At 58.0% G+C, this 18,204-nt stretch carries 21 protein-coding genes; 11 read left to right on the forward strand and 10 right to left on the reverse strand.

Annotation, left to right across the window (positions count from 1 at the left end; genetic code table 11):
- Positions 1-11: 11 nt before the first annotated feature.
- The 3 genes from ACR0AG_RS20245 to ACR0AG_RS20255 all read right to left on the reverse strand — a co-directional run bounded on the left by ACR0AG_RS20245 (position 12) and on the right by ACR0AG_RS20255 (position 2,808).
- On the reverse strand, positions 12-554 hold the full coding sequence (locus ACR0AG_RS20245; protein ID WP_480842147.1) for a hypothetical protein: 543 nt from the start codon (positions 552-554) through the stop codon (positions 12-14).
- A gap of 25 nt (positions 555-579) precedes the next feature.
- Positions 580-897, reverse strand: coding sequence for a hypothetical protein (locus tag ACR0AG_RS20250; protein ID WP_480842149.1), 318 nt, complete (start codon positions 895-897; stop codon positions 580-582).
- A 312-nt stretch (positions 898-1,209) separates the two neighbouring features.
- Entirely contained in the window at positions 1,210-2,808 is a 1,599-nt protein-coding gene (locus ACR0AG_RS20255) for a phosphoenolpyruvate carboxykinase (protein WP_480842151.1), read from the reverse strand.
- Between the two features lie 344 nt (positions 2,809-3,152).
- On the opposite strand from ACR0AG_RS20255, the gene ACR0AG_RS20260 reads away from it, so the two are divergent.
- Genes ACR0AG_RS20260 through ACR0AG_RS20290 form a run of 7 tightly spaced genes read left to right on the forward strand, consistent with a single transcriptional unit; the run spans position 3,153 to position 8,552 of the window.
- Positions 3,153-3,857 carry a response regulator transcription factor gene (locus ACR0AG_RS20260; RefSeq protein WP_480842153.1) on the forward strand — a complete coding sequence of 235 codons (705 nt, stop codon included), beginning with the start codon at positions 3,153-3,155 and terminating at the stop codon, positions 3,855-3,857.
- A 31-nt stretch (positions 3,858-3,888) separates the two neighbouring features.
- Complete coding sequence (locus ACR0AG_RS20265; RefSeq protein WP_480842155.1) at positions 3,889-5,598, forward strand: ATP-binding protein; 1,710 nt, start codon at positions 3,889-3,891, stop codon at positions 5,596-5,598.
- A 4-nt stretch (positions 5,599-5,602) separates the two neighbouring features.
- Positions 5,603-6,073 carry an HPr kinase/phosphorylase gene (locus tag ACR0AG_RS20270; protein WP_480842157.1) on the forward strand — a complete coding sequence of 157 codons (471 nt, stop codon included), beginning with the start codon at positions 5,603-5,605 and terminating at the stop codon, positions 6,071-6,073.
- The gene (gene rapZ, locus ACR0AG_RS20275) at positions 6,058-6,951 is read left to right on the forward strand and encodes an RNase adapter RapZ (protein WP_480842159.1); all 894 of its coding nucleotides are present in this window, start codon (positions 6,058-6,060) and stop codon (positions 6,949-6,951) included. Before ACR0AG_RS20270 ends, rapZ begins: the two co-directional genes overlap by 16 nt.
- Positions 6,948-7,355 (forward strand): PTS sugar transporter subunit IIA, encoded by a 408-nt coding sequence (locus tag ACR0AG_RS20280; RefSeq protein WP_480842161.1) that lies wholly within the window; start codon positions 6,948-6,950, stop codon positions 7,353-7,355. The genes rapZ and ACR0AG_RS20280 overlap by 4 nt, the downstream gene beginning before the upstream one ends.
- A gap of 2 nt (positions 7,356-7,357) precedes the next feature.
- On the forward strand, positions 7,358-7,627 hold the full coding sequence (locus ACR0AG_RS20285; RefSeq protein ID WP_480842163.1) for an HPr family phosphocarrier protein: 270 nt from the start codon (positions 7,358-7,360) through the stop codon (positions 7,625-7,627).
- A 37-nt stretch (positions 7,628-7,664) separates the two neighbouring features.
- Positions 7,665-8,552 (forward strand): lysophospholipid acyltransferase family protein, encoded by an 888-nt coding sequence (locus tag ACR0AG_RS20290; RefSeq protein WP_480842165.1) that lies wholly within the window; start codon positions 7,665-7,667, stop codon positions 8,550-8,552.
- A gap of 45 nt (positions 8,553-8,597) precedes the next feature.
- On the opposite strand, the gene ACR0AG_RS20295 is transcribed toward ACR0AG_RS20290, so the two are convergent.
- Positions 8,598-9,473 carry a 3-hydroxybutyryl-CoA dehydrogenase gene (locus tag ACR0AG_RS20295; RefSeq protein ID WP_480842167.1) on the reverse strand — a complete coding sequence of 292 codons (876 nt, stop codon included), beginning with the start codon at positions 9,471-9,473 and terminating at the stop codon, positions 8,598-8,600.
- A gap of 160 nt (positions 9,474-9,633) precedes the next feature.
- Here ACR0AG_RS20295 and ACR0AG_RS20300 point away from each other — a divergent pair, with 160 nt between their 5' ends.
- On the forward strand, positions 9,634-10,446 hold the full coding sequence (locus ACR0AG_RS20300; RefSeq protein WP_480842169.1) for a DUF6473 family protein: 813 nt from the start codon (positions 9,634-9,636) through the stop codon (positions 10,444-10,446).
- A gap of 48 nt (positions 10,447-10,494) precedes the next feature.
- On the opposite strand, the gene ACR0AG_RS20305 is transcribed toward ACR0AG_RS20300, so the two are convergent.
- From ACR0AG_RS20305 to ACR0AG_RS20330, 6 genes are all read right to left on the reverse strand, one after another.
- Positions 10,495-11,424 (reverse strand): electron transfer flavoprotein subunit alpha/FixB family protein, encoded by a 930-nt coding sequence (locus tag ACR0AG_RS20305; RefSeq protein ID WP_480842171.1) that lies wholly within the window; start codon positions 11,422-11,424, stop codon positions 10,495-10,497.
- Positions 11,424-12,182: an electron transfer flavoprotein subunit beta/FixA family protein gene (locus tag ACR0AG_RS20310; protein WP_480842173.1), complete on the reverse strand. Its 759-nt coding sequence runs from the start codon at positions 12,180-12,182 to the stop codon at positions 11,424-11,426. The genes ACR0AG_RS20305 and ACR0AG_RS20310 overlap by 1 nt, the downstream gene beginning before the upstream one ends.
- A 174-nt stretch (positions 12,183-12,356) precedes the next feature.
- On the reverse strand, positions 12,357-12,929 hold the full coding sequence (locus ACR0AG_RS20315) for a cob(I)yrinic acid a,c-diamide adenosyltransferase (protein WP_480842175.1): 573 nt from the start codon (positions 12,927-12,929) through the stop codon (positions 12,357-12,359).
- Positions 12,930-13,133 carry a twin transmembrane helix small protein gene (locus ACR0AG_RS20320; protein WP_480842177.1) on the reverse strand — a complete coding sequence of 68 codons (204 nt, stop codon included), beginning with the start codon at positions 13,131-13,133 and terminating at the stop codon, positions 12,930-12,932. It abuts the gene before it with no gap.
- Positions 13,134-13,218: 85 nt separating this feature from the next.
- Positions 13,219-14,046 carry an SDR family NAD(P)-dependent oxidoreductase gene (locus ACR0AG_RS20325; RefSeq protein WP_480842179.1) on the reverse strand — a complete coding sequence of 276 codons (828 nt, stop codon included), beginning with the start codon at positions 14,044-14,046 and terminating at the stop codon, positions 13,219-13,221.
- 81 nt (positions 14,047-14,127) lie between these two features.
- Complete coding sequence (locus ACR0AG_RS20330; protein ID WP_480842181.1) at positions 14,128-14,763, reverse strand: SH3 domain-containing protein; 636 nt, start codon at positions 14,761-14,763, stop codon at positions 14,128-14,130.
- Positions 14,764-14,960: 197 nt separating this feature from the next.
- Between ACR0AG_RS20330 and parC the strand changes: the two genes are divergently transcribed.
- From parC to ACR0AG_RS20345, 3 genes are all read left to right on the forward strand, one after another.
- Complete coding sequence (gene parC / locus ACR0AG_RS20335; protein ID WP_480842183.1) at positions 14,961-17,309, forward strand: DNA topoisomerase IV subunit A; 2,349 nt, start codon at positions 14,961-14,963, stop codon at positions 17,307-17,309.
- Between the two features lie 98 nt (positions 17,310-17,407).
- A complete protein-coding gene (locus tag ACR0AG_RS20340) occupies positions 17,408-17,998 on the forward strand; it encodes a hypothetical protein (protein WP_480842185.1) in 591 nt (196 codons plus the stop codon).
- Between the two features lie 115 nt (positions 17,999-18,113).
- Positions 18,114-18,204 (forward strand): GTP-binding protein (locus ACR0AG_RS20345; protein ID WP_215675807.1); only part of this gene is annotated, 91 nt, incomplete at its 3' end.

The following is an 18,204-nucleotide window of genomic DNA, read 5'->3' on the forward strand; positions in this document are numbered from 1 at the left end:
GGTATTAGCCTTTACGCCCTGCGGTCCATGTAGCGAAACGCGAAATGCAGGCCAAGCATGAGAAAGAACAGCCCCGAAATATCACCAATCAGGAAGGCGATGTATTCTTCGGTCGCGCTGCCAAAAGCCAGGTTGGTAAGCAATGAGACCAGAAACGAGGTAATCACCCCGACGCCCATGATGCAGATCCAGCAGGGCTTGCGGTCTGCTTTTGGAAACAGGTCCCAACCCATCCCTTTGAGCGCGTAGAACACGGCTGGCACGGTTGTGACGGCAATCGTCATGGCCAACAGGCGGCTGGGCAGGAATACATCTGTGCCGCCGATAACTGCGAACACGATGAAAACCCCAGGCAGCAAGGCAAATATCGCCCGCCAGCCAAGCAACCAGGCCGCCAGCACCCGCACCCCATGCGGTAGAAAAAGCAGGCTCGCGTGGCTTGGATATGCCGGGAAGAACAGGTTCTGCAATGGCATCAGAACCTGGAAGGTCAACAGGGACGCAACCACATAGGCCAGCGACGCAAAAAACGTTTCAGAGGCCCATCTTGGCACGTTCATCGCCGCTAACGTTAATTGGCTACTTCGGTGCGTGAACGACATATCGTCCACGGTTCGCATTTCCGCTTTGCGACAGGTAGCCCTTTTGCACCAGAGATTTCAGCGCGCGAAAAAACGTTGGGCGCGATACGCTTTGGACCAACGTGTGTTCGATCAGTCCAAAGGTGCGCACTTCTTGCTGGTCCTTGGAAAGCTCCTCGGCCGCGTAGTAGATGTCACGCTCGACCGGGGACAGTTCCTCCAGCCCCAATGTGCGCTCCATGCTCTGCATCAGTTTTCTCAGTTCGGTGAGTTTTGAGATCTCGGTCATGTCCATGTGGCCTGTTTTCAGAACCATCTGAAATAGATGGTCGGGATTTCCCCAAATCCGGAACAGGCGCTTTCCCCCATGTTCGTTTCAATACCTACATATCCGAACGGCCTGGATCTCGGGTGTGAGTGGTTCCGCGAAAGCCGCCCAAATTCAACGCCGCTGTAAACCTGTCGATTTTGGTTACACATAGGTCCACAGCGTGGATTGTAACTATCTGATGTTGGGGTTTGCTGCAATATTGGGCACTGTCGGATAAACCAACGGTGATAAATGCGTCACGCAGCACGGCAATAGACGAGATTTGGCGAAAAGGGGGCCGAAGCCCCCTTGGTCAACTCAGCCGATTGCGACGGCTTTGATGTCTTCGTCAATGAACGGAAGATACTGCTCGAAATTTTCTGCAAACATCTGCTGCAGTTTTTCAGCCTGCCTGTCAAAAGCGGCCTGATCGTCCCAGGTGCGGCGCGGATCAAGCAGCACCTCTGGTACGCCGGGTGCTGTTACCGGAACGTCGAAGCCAAAATTTGCATCCTTGCGGAATTCGGCGTCGGTCAGCGAGCCTTCAAGCGCTGCGGTCAGCAGGGCGCGGGTCGCCTTGATCGGCATCCGGCTGCCAACGCCATAGGCGCCGCCGGTCCAGCCTGTATTAACCAGCCAGCAGGTCGCACCGTGCTGAGCGATCTTGTCCCGCAGAAGATTGCCATAGGCTTCGGGGCGGCGGGGCATGAAGGGTGCTCCGAAACAGGTCGAAAACGTTGGCTGAGGCTCGGTCACACCACGCTCGGTCCCTGCGACCTTCGAGGTAAATCCGGACAGGAAGTGATACATGGCCTGCGCCGGCGTCAGCCGTGCGATCGGAGGCAGAACGCCAAAGGCATCACAGGTCAACATGATGATATTTTTGGGGTGTCCGCCCAATGCGCTTCTGGACGCGTTCGAGATATACTCCAGCGGATAGGCGCAGCGCATGTTGGCCGTCAGCGAGTCGTCATCGAAATCCAACTCGCGGGTTTCAGGGTCGAAAACCATGTTCTCGATCACCGTGCCGAACTTCGATGTGGTCGCGTAGATCTCGGGCTCAGCCTCTGCATTCAGGTTGATGGTCTTGGCATAGCACCCGCCTTCAAAGTTGAAGGTGCCGCGATCGGACCAGCCATGTTCGTCGTCGCCGATCAATACGCGCGAAGAATCTGCGGACAGGGTGGTTTTACCGGTTCCCGAAAGACCAAAGAAAACGGCTGTATCAACAGGGTTCCCGACGGCGTGGTTGGCCGAGCAGTGCATCGGCATCACGCCTTTTTCAGGCAGTAGGTAGTTGAGCAAGGTGAACACGGATTTTTTGTTTTCACCCGCATATTCCGTGCCACCGATCAGGATCAGCTTGCGATCAAAATTCATCGCAATCACGGTCTCGCTGCGGCAATTGTGCTTGGCCGGATCGGCCTGAAAGCTCGGGCAGTTGATAATGGTGAAGTCTGCGGAGAAATCATCCAGGTCTTCGCGGTCCGGGCGCCGCAGCAGGTGGCGGATGAACAGATTGTGCCAGGCCAGTTCGGTGACCATGCGCACATTGATCGAATGGGTGGGGTCCGCGCCGCCCACCAGATCCTGCACGAAATAGTCGCGGCCTTTCATGTGCTCAAGCATATCCTGGTAGAGCGTATCGAACCCTTCCGGCGACATCGCGGCGTTGTTGTCCCACCAGATCGTTTCGGCCACGCTGTCGGTTTTTACGACATGTTTATCCTTGGGTGAGCGCCCGGTGAATTTGCCAGTTGTCACCAGAAAAGCGCCGCCCTTGCCAAGGGTGCCTTCGCCACGTTTCAACGCCTCTTCGATCAGCGCGGGTTCCATGAAGTTGTAATAGACATTGCCCAGACCCTCGATGCCCTGATCTTCGAGGCGGAATTGCGGGTTAACCCGTCCAGATGTCATGTGTATCTTCTCCTGTGGCGGTGCGTGGGCTCATGGCCGGATGCACCTGGGCAAAATGCCGGACCTCCTCCGGCGTTGAAGGCGTCTTACCACGGGCATTTAGGGCATGAACAGAAGGCTTTGGCGGAGTTAGCGCAACCAATGGAAGGTTTAGCGCCACCACAAATTTCCTGTCGGAAAAACAGGCGCGTTTAGGTGAAATACTAAGGCTTTTTTGCCGCAGATATGTGGCAACAATCTTACGATTCGCAGATACGGATTGATTCGCGGCCTCAAAAAAGCCAAAAATAACCTAGAAATAGGCGAATAATTGCGTGAGTGAGCAGGAATAAGGGGCAAACCCGATGTCTAAGATTGCACTGGTGGATGACGACAGAAACATTCTGACGTCGGTGTCCATGACACTCGAAGCCGAAGGCTTCGAGGTTGAAACTTATAACGATGGCCAGGCGGCGCTGGACGCTTTTAATAAAAAGCTGCCGGACATGGCTGTGCTGGACATAAAGATGCCGCGTATGGACGGGATGGACCTGTTGCAGCGGTTGCGTCAGAAAACGCAGATGCCTGTTATCTTTCTGACGTCCAAGGATGACGAGATTGACGAGGTGTTGGGCCTGCGCATGGGCGCGGACGACTACGTCAAAAAACCGTTTTCGCAGCGTCTGCTGGTCGAACGCATCCGGGCACTATTGCGGCGGCAGGAAGCCAATGACGGCGATGTCACCAATGCGGCAAGCGGCGATACAAAGGTGATGGAGCGCGGCGATCTGCGCATGGACCCATTGCGCCATGCGGTCAGCTGGCGCGGCAACGATGTCTCTTTGACCGTGACCGAGTTTCTTCTGCTTCAGGCCCTGGCCCAGCGACCCGGTTTCGTCAAAAGCCGCGATCAGTTGATGGATGTTGCCTATGACGATCAGGTCTATGTGGATGACCGGACGATCGACAGCCACATCAAACGTCTGCGCAAGAAGATGCGCGCGGCGGATCCCGAATTCTCTGCCATCGAAACATTGTACGGTATTGGGTACCGTTACAACGAAGAATAGGCACGACCGTTCGAAGGGATAGGTTGGTCTGGTGCGGGACACAAAACACGAAATCGAACTGCGCGACGGTGACGTCGTTCTTGGGGATGATTGGGTCATCCCCCAGGACCCCGAGTCCGCCGAAGCGGGGGCGCAACGGCGGCACAGGAACCTCTTTTCGTTGCGCAGCTCACCCCTGGCGCGGCGGATCATCACCTTTAACATTGTCGCGCTGGTCATTCTTGTCGCTGGATTGCTGTACCTCGACGACACCCGCGCGCAGCGGGTGCAGCAAACCGCGCTGGACTTGATTGGCGACGCACAGCTTGTCAGCAACGTTTTTGAAACCCAGTTGCGGCAGCCCGGCGTTGGTGGGGCGGCGTCTCTGGATGTTCGTGACACTCTGGCGGGTCTCAGCTTGCCGGAAGGGGGCGAGGTCTTTGTCTATGACAGCACCGGCACGCTGATCGGTTGGACCCGTGGCGCGACAGCCACGGTCGATTTGCCTGGTCTGGTCTTGAATGATGCCGATGCCCCAACGGGCGGCACGCTGATCAGCGATGCACTGAACGCTGTCTGGAATGGCATATCCCTGATATTCAGTGACTCGGCGGGGGACGAAGCACCCACTCTGGCACAGCGCGTGCAAGAGCTTGTCCCCGTTGCGTTGTCGGGCAAGATGCAGGTGCAGGCCGTGGCGGACAGTGTTGGCGATACGGTCATTGTGGCCGCAGCGCCGATCGTGCTGGACGGCTCCAACGTGGGCGCCGTTGCCATGGCCGGTCCGGCGGGTGAGATTGATGCGCTCGCGCGTCAGGATCAGGAACGCATCCTTCAGATGTTTGTCGTGGCGCTGCTGGTTTCGATCGGCCTGAGCCTTGTTCTGGCATCGACAATTGCAAACCCGTTGGCCGATCTGGCCTCGGCTGCAGAGACGGGCAAGGACCGGGGAACAGGTGTTAATCCAGGGCGCATCCGCATCCCCGACCTCAGCGCCCGGCCCGATGAAATCGGCCGCCTCAGCCAGGCATTGCGGGGTATGGTGACTGCACTATACAACCGGATCGACGCCAACGAACAATTTGCGGCAGATGTCGCGCATGAGATCAAAAATCCGCTGGCCAGTTTGCAGTCGGCGGTCGGCACTCTGCGGATGGTCAAGCGCGATGATCAGCGGGACAAACTGCTGGGCGTGATCGAACACGATGTGCGTCGCCTGGACAGGCTGGTCAGCGACATCTCGAATGCGTCCCGTTTGGATGCGGAACTGGTCAAGGAAGAAGAGCAGGCCTTCGATCTGTTGAACCTGCTGACCAATATCGGTCAGTTTCTGGGAGAGGATGCGCGCAAGAAAGGGGTCGAATATATTACCGATCTGCCTGCCGGTCCGATTGTGATCAACGGGCTTGAAGCACGTCTGGCACAGGTATTTGTCAATCTGATCACCAATGCGACCTCGTTCTGTACCGAGGGTGACGCAATTCGCGTCTGGGTGCGTCGACGGGACAACCGGGTTCTGATCGTGGTCGAAGATACCGGACCGGGCATTCCCGATCAGGCCCTGACCAAAATCTTCAAACGCTTCTATTCAGAACGCCCGGAAGAGCATTTCGGCAATAACTCGGGCCTTGGACTGGCGATTTCCAAACAGATTGTCGAGGCCCATGGCGGCGTGATTTGGGCCGAAAACATCAGACCGACCGAAGACGACGTCACCTCGGACCCGCTTGGCGCGCGGTTCGTGGTGGGCCTTCCTGTCTGATCATATGTCCCGTTCCCCACTGTCAGATGTCGCAGGCCATGAAAGTGCCTGTGTCCATGCCTCATGCGTGGCTGTTGATGGTCGGGGGTTGCTTATTCTTGGGGGTCCAGGGGCGGGAAAGTCGGTGCTTGCTTTGCGGATGATGGCACTGGGCGCGCAGCTTGTGTCTGACGACAGGGTGGACTTGCAGATGCACGAGGGTCAGGTGCGCGCGCGATCTCCCGCCGCTATCCGAGGTTTGATTGAGGCGCGCGGCATTGGCCTTTTGCGCGCTGAGACTGTTGATCAGGCGCCGCTGGCCTATGTCATCGACCTAGACACCCCTCAGACAGACCGTCTGCCGTCAGAATCCCGGATTCAGGTGCTGAGGCAAACTGTTCCCTTGCTTCACGGCGGCGGTGTCGCCAATTTGCCAGCAGCACTGATTCAACTTCTCAAAATGGGACGCGTGAACCCGGAATGGCCGAACAACTGAATTCCCAGCGTCGCGTTGTGCTTGTGACGGGCCCGTCCGGTGCCGGACGTTCCACCGCAATTCACGTTCTCGAAGATCTTGGCTTTGAAGCCATCGACAACCTGCCCATGGGCCTGCTGACCCGCCTGCTGGATGGCCCCGAACCTACACGCCCGATGGCGCTGGGCATAGATGCCCGCAATCGTGAGTTTTCGACGATCGGATTTATCGAATTGATCGCCAGGCTGGGCCGGATGGAAAAGGTTGATCTGGCGACTTTATATCTGGACTGTAGCGACGACGTTCTGCTGCGCCGGTTTTCCGAAACGCGTCGCCGCCATCCGGTGGCCGCAGACGCGGGCCCAGAAACGGGGATTCACCAGGAAAAAGAGCTACTGCAGCCGATCCGCGAAATCGCGGACACGCTGATCGATACATCGGCGCTGAATGTTCATCAGTTGCGCGAAGAAGTCGAGCGCTGGTTTGCGCCGCGGGACGGACGGCATCTGGCGGTCTCAATCGAATCATTCTCCTACAAGAGGGGCCTGCCGCGCGGCCTGGATATGGTCTTTGATTGCCGGTTTCTGGCCAATCCTTACTGGCGCCCGGAATTGCGTGATGCGGATGGTCGCAATCCGGATGTGGCGTCCTATGTTCAGACCGATAAGTATTATGCACCGTTTGTGGATCGGGTCATTGATCTGCTGACGGTTCTGTTGCCTGCGTTTCGGGCCGAGGGCAAAGCGCACTTGTCTGTGGCCTTTGGGTGTACCGGCGGTCAGCACCGCTCGGTCGCTGTTGCCGAAGCCGTTGCAAAGGCCCTTGCGAAAGAGGGGCAGCAGGTGGCAATTAGGCATCGCGAGATGGAAAGACGTGCGTTGAATGTGAGGCCGGGTTGATCGGGATAGTAATCGTTGCTCATGGGGGTTTGGCACAGGAATACCTTGCGGCCACCCAGCATGTCGTCGGACAGCAGCAGGGGCTGGTCGCCGTTCCGATCGAAGCCGACCATAACCGCGATGAAAAGCAGGCGGAAATCTGTCGCGCCGCAGACAGTGTGGACATGGGCGACGGCGTGGTCGTGGTCACAGATCTGTTTGGCGGCAGCCCGTCGAATCTTAGCCTCAAGGCCTGTGCTCCGCAGGATCGGCGAATCCTTTACGGGGCCAATCTTCCTCTGCTGATAAAATTGGCCAAAAGTCGCCACTTGCCCTTGACCGAGGCCGTCCCTTTGGCGCTTGAGGCTGGACGAAAGTACATCAATGCGCAAAATGTGACGTTGGATCGGGACCGGAATGATTGAAGATGCCCAATAGAAGCTTGAAAATTATCAATGAAAAGGGCCTGCATGCCCGGGCTTCGGCAAAGCTGGTCGAGGTGGTCGAAGGGTTCGATGCGCGCGCCGAGGTGTCCAAAGACGGACTTTCTGCGTCAGGAGACAGCATTATGGGGCTTTTGATGTTGGCAGCGTCGCGCGGAACAACTATTGACGTCGAGACGTCCGGCCCGGATGCTGAGGCGTTGGCAGATGCTTTGGAAACCTTGGTAAACGACAGGTTCGGCGAAGGGTTCTAGCAAGCGGCCGCGACACGAAGGACGGGAAGACCAGGAATTGGCGGAAACCACGCACGATACCAAGACAGGCCCGGTTGTGGGCGAAAGCTCGGATCAGGGCGAGATCTACGACCGCAGAACACTGACCTACGCCAACTCGTTTGACGACGCCTGGACCTCGACGGCCATTCGCGCGATTGAATGGTGCACGGGCAAACTGACCATTCTGCGCATGGTCAACAAGTTCGAAAAACAAAACGAGCATTATCGTGGCCAGAAGTTTTGGGGCGGTGCGCTTAGGATCATGGGCATTGATCTGACGACGCCGCAGGAACAACTGGATCGCATCCCCAAGGATGGCCCGGTTGTGGTGGTCGCAAACCACCCGCACGGAATGGTCGACGGCATGATCCTGGCCGAGCTTATCGGACGCACCCGGATGGATTACCGCATTCTGACACGGTCGGTTCTGACCGGTTTGGATGAGGCAGCGACCTCGTTCATGATCCCGGTGCCGTTTCCACATGATCCCGAAGCGCAATCCAAAATGCTGGAGATGCGCAGCAAATCGATGCAACACCTTGCCGATGGCGGGGTCGTGGCGCTGTTTCCCTCGGGCGTTGTCATGTCATCGGATGACTGGTTCGGACCCGCGCAAGAGCAGGAATGGAACGTCTTTACCGCAAAGATGATCCGCCGCTCGGGCGCGCGCGTGGTACCGATTTTCTTCCCTGGCAGCAATTCACGCGCCTATCAGATCGCCAACAAGTTATCACCCATTCTGCGGCAAGGTCTTTTGCTGCACGAGATCGTCCGCTCGTGCAATAAACCCCAGTCGCCGGTAATTGGTGACCCGATCTCGGATGAGGACATGGAACTGCTGGAACGCGACCCGCGCGGTTTCATGGCATGGCTCAGACAGCACACGATGTCTCTGGGTCAGTAGACCTGATCCACCCGCCATTTGATATGGCAGGGGCTGGCCCCTGACTTATCTGGTCGGTACAGGAACCTCGCCGCGATAGTCATAGAACCCGCGCTGCGTCTTGCGACCCAGCCACCCTGCCTCGACATATTTGGTCAACAGCGGGCAGGGGCGATACTTGGTGTCTGCCAATCCATCATGCAGGACGTTCATGATGGCAAGACAGGTGTCCAGGCCAATAAAATCGGCAAGCTCCAGCGGCCCCATCGGGTGGTTTGCGCCCAGCTTCATCGACTGGTCAATGGACTGCACGCTGCCCACGCCTTCGTAAAGCGTGTAGACTGCTTCGTTGATCATCGGCATGAGGATACGGTTCACGATAAAGGCCGGAAAGTCTTCGGCACTGGCCGAGGTCTTGCCCAACCGATCCACTACGGCCTTGCAGGCGCTGAATGTGGGTTCATCCGTCGCAATCCCCCGGATCAGCTCAACCAATTGCATCACCGGCACCGGGTTCATGAAGTGAAACCCCATGAACCGTTCGGGCCGGTCTGTTCTGCTGGCCAGACGTGTGATCGAAATGGACGAGGTATTCGACGTCAGAATCGTATGCGGCTGAAGATGCGGCAGAAGATCTTCGAAGATGGCCTGTTTCACCGCCTCTTTCTCGGTCGCGGCTTCGATGACCAGATCGGTTTTGCCCAGATCTGACAGGTTCAATGTGGTCCTGATCCGCCCCAACGCGGCTTTGACGGCCTCGTCCGAGATCTTGCCGCGCGACGCCTGCCGCGACAGGTTGGCTTCGATTGTTGCCATGGCGCTGTTCAGCGCATCCTGGCTGATATCGTTCAGCAAGACATTGTAATCCGCCAGCGCCATGACATGCGCGATCCCGTTGCCCATCTGGCCAGCGCCGATCACTCCGACTGATTCAATTTCCATGCTCAAACGCCTCTCGTTGGTTTGGCGACATTATCGGCAGTTCTCTGCGTGCGGCAAGGGGATCAGACCGGGCAAATTTGTCTCAATTGCGATTATTAGGGGTTTGGCAAGACCTGCGGCGGCAAGATGGCAGTTGGGTGTAGAAACGTGGGTGTGAAAAATGAGCTATCAGTTTGCAGGAATCGCAGGATCAACCGATCAAACCTGCCAATATGAAGGGGTTAAAGGACGATTTCGCGCGCCAAAGCAACCTTTGGCGGACCCTTTTGTGGCCTGTTTGGGTGGGGATGAAACCTTTGGTCGATTCGTTGACCAGCCTTTTCCGGCTGTTCTGCAGGACCAGCTGAACAGGCGTTGCCTCAATCTGGGCAGCCTGTTTTGTGGCCTCGATGCCCTGACCCTGGATACCGGGGTGCAGACCATCCTTGCCAAGGCCGGGCTTTGTGTTCTTCAACTGCCGGATGTGACCGGGCAATCCAACGCGTTTTACAGGGTTCATCCGCAGCGAAACGACCGGTTTCTGAAACCGACGCAAAGGCTGATGGCGCTTTACCCGGATGTGGACTTTACCGAAATTCATTTTGTCCGCCATCTTCTTCGGGTTCTGCACGAGCGGTGCAGCCGCCGCTTCGAACAGGTGCTGGACGCCTTGCAGGCACAATGGGTGAACCGGTTGACGGCGTTCTTGTCGTCGGTTCATTGCCCCGTGGTGCTGCTGACCCTCAGCTATGCCCATCACGAGGAGGTCTTGAAAAACGCCTTGCCATTCATTCGACCTGACATGCTTGCGGCGCTGAAACCTCTAAGCGCAGCAATTGTAGAGGTGAGGGTGACGCCTTCGGCCCTGTCAGAGGATCTGGAGGATGTGATTTTTGGAACCCTGCAACAACCGATCGCCGAGCATGTTTTGGGCCCGGCAACGCATCGGCGCATCGCGGGTGACCTGGTGTCGGTGGTGCGGGATCTGGAATGAAAAACGGCCCGCTGATGCGGGCCGTTTCCTGCGTTCGTTTAGGGTTGATCAGCCCAGTTTTTCGGTCAGTTCCGGCACGGCCTGGAACAGGTCGGCGACCAGTCCGAAATCGGCGACCTGGAAGATCGGTGCTTCTTCGTCTTTGTTGATCGCAACAATGACTTTCGAGTCCTTCATACCCGCCAAGTGCTGGATCGCGCCCGAGATGCCGACTGCGACATAAAGGTCCGGTGCGACCACCTTACCGGTCTGACCCACCTGCCAATCGTTCGGGGCATAGCCCGAGTCGACCGCCGCACGCGACGCGCCAACAGCGGCACCCAGCTTGTCGGCCAGAGTTTCGATGAGTTTGAAGTCTTCTTCCGAGCCGACACCGCGGCCACCCGAGACAACAACGCCCGCCGAGGTCAGTTCCGGGCGGTCGCTTTCGGCAACCTTGTCCTCGACCCATTCGGACAGGCCGGGATTGTCGCCCACCGAGATCGTCTCGACCGAGGCCGAACCGCCTTCGCCTGCCGCATCAAAGGATGCGGTCCGGAAGGTGACGATCTTCTTGGCGTCGTTCGATTTCACGGTCTGGATCGCGTTGCCCGCATAGATCGGACGCTCGAAGGTTTGACCGTCAACCACACCGGAGGCATCCGAGATCACCATCGCATCAAGCAGGGCTGCAACGCGAGGCATCACGTTCTTCGCGTCGGTGGTCGCTGGGGCAACGATATGCTCGTACCCGTCGGCCAAACCCACGATCAACGCCGCGGTCGATTCCGCCAGGCGGTGACCCAGCGATGCGTCCTCGGCCACCAGGACCTTGGAGACACCGTCGATCTTGGCCGCGGCCTCACCGGCAGCAGCGGCAGAGCCACCCGCGGCCAGAACGGTCACGTCACCCAGAGATTTTGCGGCCGTGACGGCCTTGGCGGTCGCGTCCAGGGCCAGTTCGCCATTGTTGACTTCGGCAAGCAGAAGTACAGCCATTACACAGCCCCCGCTTCTTTGAGTTTCCCGACCAGCTCATCAACCGATCCCACGATGATACCCGCAGCACGTGCCGGCGGTTCGTCGGTCTTGACGACTTCCAGACGCGGGGTGACGTCGACGCCGTAATCGGCGGCGGTTTTCTCATCCAGCGGCTTTTTCTTCGCTTTCATGATGTTGGGCAGCGAGGCATAGCGCGGCTCGTTCAGGCGCAAGTCGACGGTCACGATGGTCGGCATCTTTACGCTGATGGTCTGCAGACCGCCATCCACCTCACGGGTGACCTTGGCAGTGTCGCCTTCGATGTCCAGCTCGGACGCAAACGTGCCCTGGCTCCAGCCCAGCAGGGCCGACAGCATTTGACCGGTTGCGTTCATGTCGTTGTCGATGGCCTGCTTGCCGCAGAGCACCAGACCGGGCTGTTCCTCTTCGACAACCTTGGCCAGAATCTTTGCCACGGCCAGCGGCTCGATGTCCTGATGTACATCATCTGCTGCAACGACCAGGATCGCACGATCCGCGCCCATCGCCAGTGCAGTGCGCAGCGTTTCCTGCGATTGCTTCACGCCGATCGAAACGGCAATGACCTCTTCGGCCTTTCCCGCTTCTTTCAGACGGATCGCCTCTTCCACGGCAATCTCGTCGAACGGGTTCATCGACATCTTCACATTGGCGAGATCAACACCGCTACCGTCCGCCTTGACGCGAACTTTCACATTATAGTCAATCACGCGTTTGACAGGCACGAGTACCTTCATTTTTGCGCTTTCTCCTTACAAAAACGGCAAGCCGCTGCGCGACTCCACCAATGCTCTCGCGAGCCTGAATAGCGTTTCGTGCCTGTCCGGAACAGAGCAAAATCGTCACGTCATGTTCTTTGGACGTCGCGTTTCTGCCTTTTTGCCTTTGGCGCGTGACAAACCCGTTACAGATCAGCGGTTTGCGCCGGGAACCCACAAGACGTCGTCGCGGCCATCATTGTTGGCGCAACGGGCGGCAACAAAAAACCAATCGCTCAGACGGTTGAGGTACTTCACAGCTGTTTCATTCACCGGTTCCATATTGGTCAGTTCGACCGCCAAACGTTCGGCCCGGCGCGACACGGTACGGCATACGTGCAGGTGGGCCGCCAACCGCGAGCCACCGGGCAGAATGAAGCTGCGCAACGGCTCAAGCGTTTCGTTCATCGCATCGATTTCTGCCTCAAGCCGATCAATCTGTGCGGGTACGATACGCAGAGGGGTATATTCGGCCTCGGCATCCTTATCCATGTCAGGTCGGCAGAAATCAGCGCCCAGATCGAACAGGTCGTTCTGGATGCGTGACAAGGCGGCCTCAACCTCGCCCTCGGCTTCGGTGCGGGCGACACCAACGAATGAGTTCAGCTCATCCACGGTGCCATAGGCAGCCACGCGGCCCGAATATTTCGCTACGCGTTCGCCGTTTCCAAGGGCGGTTTTGCCGTCATCGCCGGTGCGCGTGTAAATCTTGTTCAGAACGACCATTTACTGCCCTCCCTGTCCGCGCAGATAGACGTAAAGCACGATCAGAACGACGGCGATGAACTGAAACAGGATGCGCAACCGCATCATCTTGTTGCTTTTTAACGCTGCCTGCTGCCCGGCTTTGCCGAAATTTGAAATGCCTATCACCAGCACGACGACGACTGCCGCCATGGCCAATAACAAGACGACCATCAAAAGGTCCATGTCGCCACCGTCCGTGTTTTGATTTCGTTGCCGACCATCTAGCCTGTCGCAGGCAAAAAGCGAACGGGTTTTTGAACGCTCGCGGCTATATGTCCGAAAGGATGCGATCTATCGCCCAGGTCGGAAGAACGCGGCGCAGATACCCGGCGATATAGGTTGGCGTCGTCACGTAATACCGGGCGCGCGGGCGTTTGGATTCCACCGCATGGGCCAGCTTGGCCGTCACGGCCGATGCGGGCAGTTCAAACGAATCCTTGCCGGAGCCTTCATAAAGGCGTTTCAGCAGGGTCGCCTGATACCTTTGTTTCAGGGCCGAGTTTTCCCAATCGATGAACCGTTCGAACATGGGGATCGAGTTTACGCGGATCTTCGAGGTGATCGGCCCGGGCTCAATCAGAACGACCTTGATGTCGGTGTCCCGCAGTTCAAGCCGCAAGGTATCGCTCAGGCCTTCGATGGCGTATTTCGTGGCCACGTAAGCCCCACGCCAAGGGAACGCGACAAGACCAAGGACCGAGGAATTCTGGACAATGCGCCCGTGCCCCTGCGCCCGCATCACCGGAACAACCTGCCGCGTCAGTTCGTGCCAGCCAAAGACATTTGCCTCGAAAATTTGCCTTAACCCGTCAGTGGGTACATCTTCTACCGCGCCGGGCAGACCATGCGCGCCGTTGTTAAACAGCGCATCCAGCGTTCCGCCCGTGGCGTCGAGCACTTCGGCCAGGCCCGAGGCGATGCTCTGCGCGTCGGTGTAGTCGATGCGCGGGCTTTCAAAGCCCTGCGCCCGCAACCTGTCGCAATCGCGCTGTTGGCGGCATGAGGCGAAGACGCGCCAGCCTCGCGCGCGCATGCCATGCGCGGCGTCCAGCCCAATGCCGGACGAACAGCCCGTGATGAGTATGGATTTCTGCATTGCACCTTCGCACTTGAACCCGAGTTCTAGCTATTGCGCGGTTCATGTCAGGGCAATGTTACAGCGACGTCAACTTCGGATTTAACGGACAAGTGATGACGAAACCCATCCGATCTGTTGCTCTGGCAACACGCGCAGGCGCAGCCAGCCGGTGCCGGAGTCGCTGAGAACCTCGACCTTTTGGCCAATCGTCACCTTGCCGATGATCGGATAGATCGTCCCCGGCCCATCGCGCATGTTCACGCGTGTGCCCGAGATTTCGCGAATATCCTTTTCAGGTTCGGTCTGCGTGGGCGTTGGCGCGACGTCGTTCCGGACCACAACTGAGATCTGCTGCAGCCCAACCGCACCATCTTCGAGCGAGGCAAGGGTGAAATTACTGCCCGGATTTGCAAAGGCTGACAATTGGGGCAGGGCGGTGTCTTCGGGTTCATCGACCTGCGCAAACACCTCTTCGGCAACAGGGATCGGGGCGGGTTCGGGATCGGTCGAAACGGAACGCACGGCTACATTGGTCACCAGGTCCTCAGCCGTATTGGTGGTGACCTTGGGTTGGAAGTCCTGCGCCGGAACCGGGGCCGGTGCGGGTGGGTCGACTTTGGCCACCTGTTCGGGCGCAGCTCCGCGCAGTCCACGGGGTTCAAACTCCGTGCCTCCGCTCAGGACGAAAAAGGCCCAGCCAAGGGCAACGAACGTGATAACAATTAGGCGCGTCATGGCGCATCCCCCGGCAATCGCAACAAGAAAAAGGCAGCAGTCTAATTGCAGACAGCTTAGCATATTGAAGGGAGCGAGTCGAAAACCGGGGGAAATCCGTGACTTGCTTCCCCCTGTTGCAAAAAGCGCGACTTGTCCCCAGCAAAATACGCGCTGATTGCTTTACCAGCGGCGCCTTGCGTCGTATCACATCATATATGAACGACACGATCGACGACCCCAACATGGAGGCCCCCGAAGGTGGGGGCGAAGTGGCCGAACCACTGCGCCGCGCCATTGGTGAACGCTATTTGACCTATGCGCTCAGCACCATCATGCACCGCGCTTTGCCCGATGCGCGTGATGGATTGAAGCCTGTTCATCGGCGAATCCTCTACGCGATGCGTGAGCTGCGACTCAGCGCGACGGGGGGGTTTCGCAAGTCCGCCAAAATCTCCGGCGACGTGATGGGCAACTATCACCCCCATGGCGACGCCGCGATCTATGACGCGATGGCGCGTCTGGCGCAGGATTTCAACGTCCGCTATCCGCTGGTCGATGGGCAGGGGAATTTCGGCAATATCGACGGCGACAACCCCGCCGCCTCGCGATACACCGAGGCGCGGATGACCATTGTGGCCGAGGCGCTGCTTGAGGGTCTGAACGAGGACGCCGTTGATTTCCGCGACAACTATGATGGCACCCTGACCGAGCCGGTCGTGCTTCCTGCGCAGTTTCCGAACCTGCTGGCGAATGGAGCCAGCGGTATTGCGGTGGGGATGGCGACCAATATTCCGCCGCACAATATCGCGGAACTCTGCGATGCCTGTCTGCACCTTATCAAAACGCCGGACGCGCGCGATGACACGCTGCTCAACTACGTCCCCGGCCCGGATTTCCCGACCGGCGGAGTGATCGTTGAACCGCCCGAGAACATCGCGCAAGCCTATCGCACCGGGCGCGGGTCTTTCCGGCTGCGGTGTAAGTTCGAGGTCGAAGATCTTGGTCGCGGACAGTGGCAGATTGTCGTTACCGAAATCCCATATCAGGTTCAGAAATCCAAGCTGATCGAAAAGATAGCCGAGCTGATCCAGACCAAGAAAATCCCGATCCTCGCCGATGTCCGCGACGAATCCGCCGATGACATCCGCCTGATCCTTGAGCCGCGTTCCAAGAATGTGGACCCCGAGGTGTTGATGGGCATGCTCTACCGCAACTCGGATCTTGAGGTGCGGTTCAGCCTCAACATGAACGTGCTGATCGACGGCGTGACGCCCAAGGTCTGCTCGATGAAGGAGGTTCTGCGCGCTTTCCTCGATCATCGGCAAGAGGTTTTGCTGCGTCGCTCGCGCCACCGGATGGCCAAGATCGACCATCGGTTGGAGGTATTGGAGGGCTTTATCGCCGCCTTCCTGAACCTCGACCGTGTGATCGACATCATCCGCTATGACGACGATCCCAAAGCCGCGCTGATGCGCGAGGATTGGGGCATCGATCATGTCCGCGCCACAGATGAATCCGACTATGTCTCGCCCAAACCGGGCGAAGGTGAACTGTCCGAGGTTCAGGTCGACGCCATCCTCAACATGCGCCTGCGGTCCTTGCGCCGTCTGGAAGAGATGGAGCTGGTGCGCGAACGTGACGAGTTGATGCTGGAACGCGCCAACCTTGAAGACCTGCTGGCCGATCCAGCCCTGCAATGGGCCAAGATTGCCGAGCAATTGAAAGAGACCAAGAAGACCTTTGGCAAGGACTATGAAGGCGGCGCGCGGCGCAGCCAGTTCGCCGAGGCGGGGCAGGTCGAAGAGGTCCCGCTTGAGGCGATGATCGACAAGGAGCCGATCACGGTCGTCTGTTCCCAGATGGGTTGGATCCGCGCCATGACGGGCCATATCGACCTCAAGCGCGAGTTGAAGTTCAAGGATGGTGACGGCCCGCGGTTTATCTTCCACGCGGAAACCACCGACCGTCTGTTGGTCTTCGCCTCGAACGGGCGGTTCTATACGGTCAGCGCCGCCAACCTGCCCGGAGGCCGGGGCATGGGCGAACCGTTGCGCCTGATGGTTGACCTGCCGAATGAGGCGCAGATCATCGATATCCTTATACACACGCCGGGGCGCAAGCTGCTGGTGGCCTCGGATGCGGGCAACGGGTTCATGGTGCCAGAGGATGACGTGCTGGCCCAGACCCGCAATGGTAAGCAGGTGCTGAACGTTAAGGGCGACGAAACCGCGATGATCTGTAAACCGGTCGAAGGCGACCACGTGGCCGTTGTGTCTCAGAACGGCAAGTTTCTTGTCTTCCCGGTGGAAGAGCTTCCGGAAATGGGCCGGGGCAAAGGTGTGCGATTGCAGAAATACAACATGGCGCGGGGCCGGCAGGGAACACTGGAGCTGGATGGCGGGCTGTCCGACATCACCACGTTCAACTGGGAAGAGGGCCTGAAATGGTCCATGGGCGGCGACAAAACCCGGCACGAGGCCGATATGTCGCAATGGCTGGCCAAACGTGCGGGCGTTGGGAAAAAGGCCCCCTATGGCTTCCCGAGGGACTATAAGTTCTCGTGAATGGGGCGCAACGCAGGTGATTTTCTGCCGATACTGCTTGGCACAGACGTTGTCGGTGCGCTAGATCAGATGAAAACAGGCCTATCGAGATAAGAGACATGTTGCGCATTCTGACCCTGATCACCGGATTGGCCCTGATGGGCGCCTGCACGCAGACCCAGGTTTATGAAGAACCCGAGTCGCTGGGTGAATTCAAGCTTCGCGTGAACTATGCCTTTGCTGACAAGGCTGTTCAGGGCCCCGTTTCGCGCGATGCAACGCCGCAGGAATGGACAGACGCGATCCAGAATGCGGTTGATATCCGCCTGGGCCGGTATGAGGGCGCGCAGGAATATGACATCGGGATCAGCCTCGAAGGTTACATGCTGGCACCTCCGGGCGTTCCAGTGATCTACAATCCCAAAAGCACGGCGATTGTACTGGTCAATGTCTATGACGTTGGCAAAAAGGAATTCGTCGCCAAGGCTAAAAAGTTTCAAGTGCTCGAAGATACGACCGGTGAAAGCGTGCTGGCCGGGTCGGGTCATACCCGCACAAAAGAAGAGCAAATGAGCGGTCTGGCCCTCAAAGTCGCCGACCGGGTCGAGGAATGGCTGGCCGAAGAACATCAGGACAATGGCTGGTTCAACAAGCGCCCGGATTTGATCCAACCACTGGAAACCGAACAGGTTACCCAAAATCCTGCCTGAATGCCGCTTTTCCGTCAGGATGTGCTTGATTTTCCGCTTTGAACCAAATATCTCGCGCGCGCAGATGTAACCACGGGACCACGGGTCCCCCAAATCGCAAAAGGGCGCCTGAGGAATGGCAAAGGAAAAGTTTGAGCGTACAAAGCCGCACGTTAACATTGGCACGATTGGCCACGTTGACCACGGGAAGACGACGCTGACGGCAG

This window comes from Ruegeria sp. H6 (assembly GCF_056532975.1).

Coding starts and splice junctions, on each gene's coding strand:
- ACR0AG_RS20250 (WP_480842149.1), bottom strand. CDS start 897: ATGGTTCTGAAAACAGGCCACATGGACATGACCGAGATCTCAAAACTC.
- ACR0AG_RS20255 (WP_480842151.1), bottom strand. CDS start 2,808: ATGACATCTGGACGGGTTAACCCGCAATTCCGCCTCGAAGATCAGGGC.
- ACR0AG_RS20260 (WP_480842153.1), top strand. CDS start 3,153: ATGTCTAAGATTGCACTGGTGGATGACGACAGAAACATTCTGACGTCG.
- ACR0AG_RS20270 (WP_480842157.1), top strand. CDS start 5,603: ATGTCCCGTTCCCCACTGTCAGATGTCGCAGGCCATGAAAGTGCCTGT.
- rapZ (WP_480842159.1), top strand. CDS start 6,058: ATGGCCGAACAACTGAATTCCCAGCGTCGCGTTGTGCTTGTGACGGGC.
- ACR0AG_RS20285 (WP_480842163.1), top strand. CDS start 7,358: ATGCCCAATAGAAGCTTGAAAATTATCAATGAAAAGGGCCTGCATGCC.
- ACR0AG_RS20295 (WP_480842167.1), bottom strand. CDS start 9,473: ATGGAAATTGAATCAGTCGGAGTGATCGGCGCTGGCCAGATGGGCAAC.
- ACR0AG_RS20300 (WP_480842169.1), top strand. CDS start 9,634: ATGAGCTATCAGTTTGCAGGAATCGCAGGATCAACCGATCAAACCTGC.
- ACR0AG_RS20305 (WP_480842171.1), bottom strand. CDS start 11,424: ATGGCTGTACTTCTGCTTGCCGAAGTCAACAATGGCGAACTGGCCCTG.
- ACR0AG_RS20310 (WP_480842173.1), bottom strand. CDS start 12,182: ATGAAGGTACTCGTGCCTGTCAAACGCGTGATTGACTATAATGTGAAA.
- ACR0AG_RS20315 (WP_480842175.1), bottom strand. CDS start 12,929: ATGGTCGTTCTGAACAAGATTTACACGCGCACCGGCGATGACGGCAAA.
- ACR0AG_RS20320 (WP_480842177.1), bottom strand. CDS start 13,133: ATGGACCTTTTGATGGTCGTCTTGTTATTGGCCATGGCGGCAGTCGTC.
- ACR0AG_RS20325 (WP_480842179.1), bottom strand. CDS start 14,046: ATGCAGAAATCCATACTCATCACGGGCTGTTCGTCCGGCATTGGGCTG.
- ACR0AG_RS20330 (WP_480842181.1), bottom strand. CDS start 14,763: ATGACGCGCCTAATTGTTATCACGTTCGTTGCCCTTGGCTGGGCCTTT.
- parC (WP_480842183.1), top strand. CDS start 14,961: ATGAACGACACGATCGACGACCCCAACATGGAGGCCCCCGAAGGTGGG.
- ACR0AG_RS20340 (WP_480842185.1), top strand. CDS start 17,408: ATGTTGCGCATTCTGACCCTGATCACCGGATTGGCCCTGATGGGCGCC.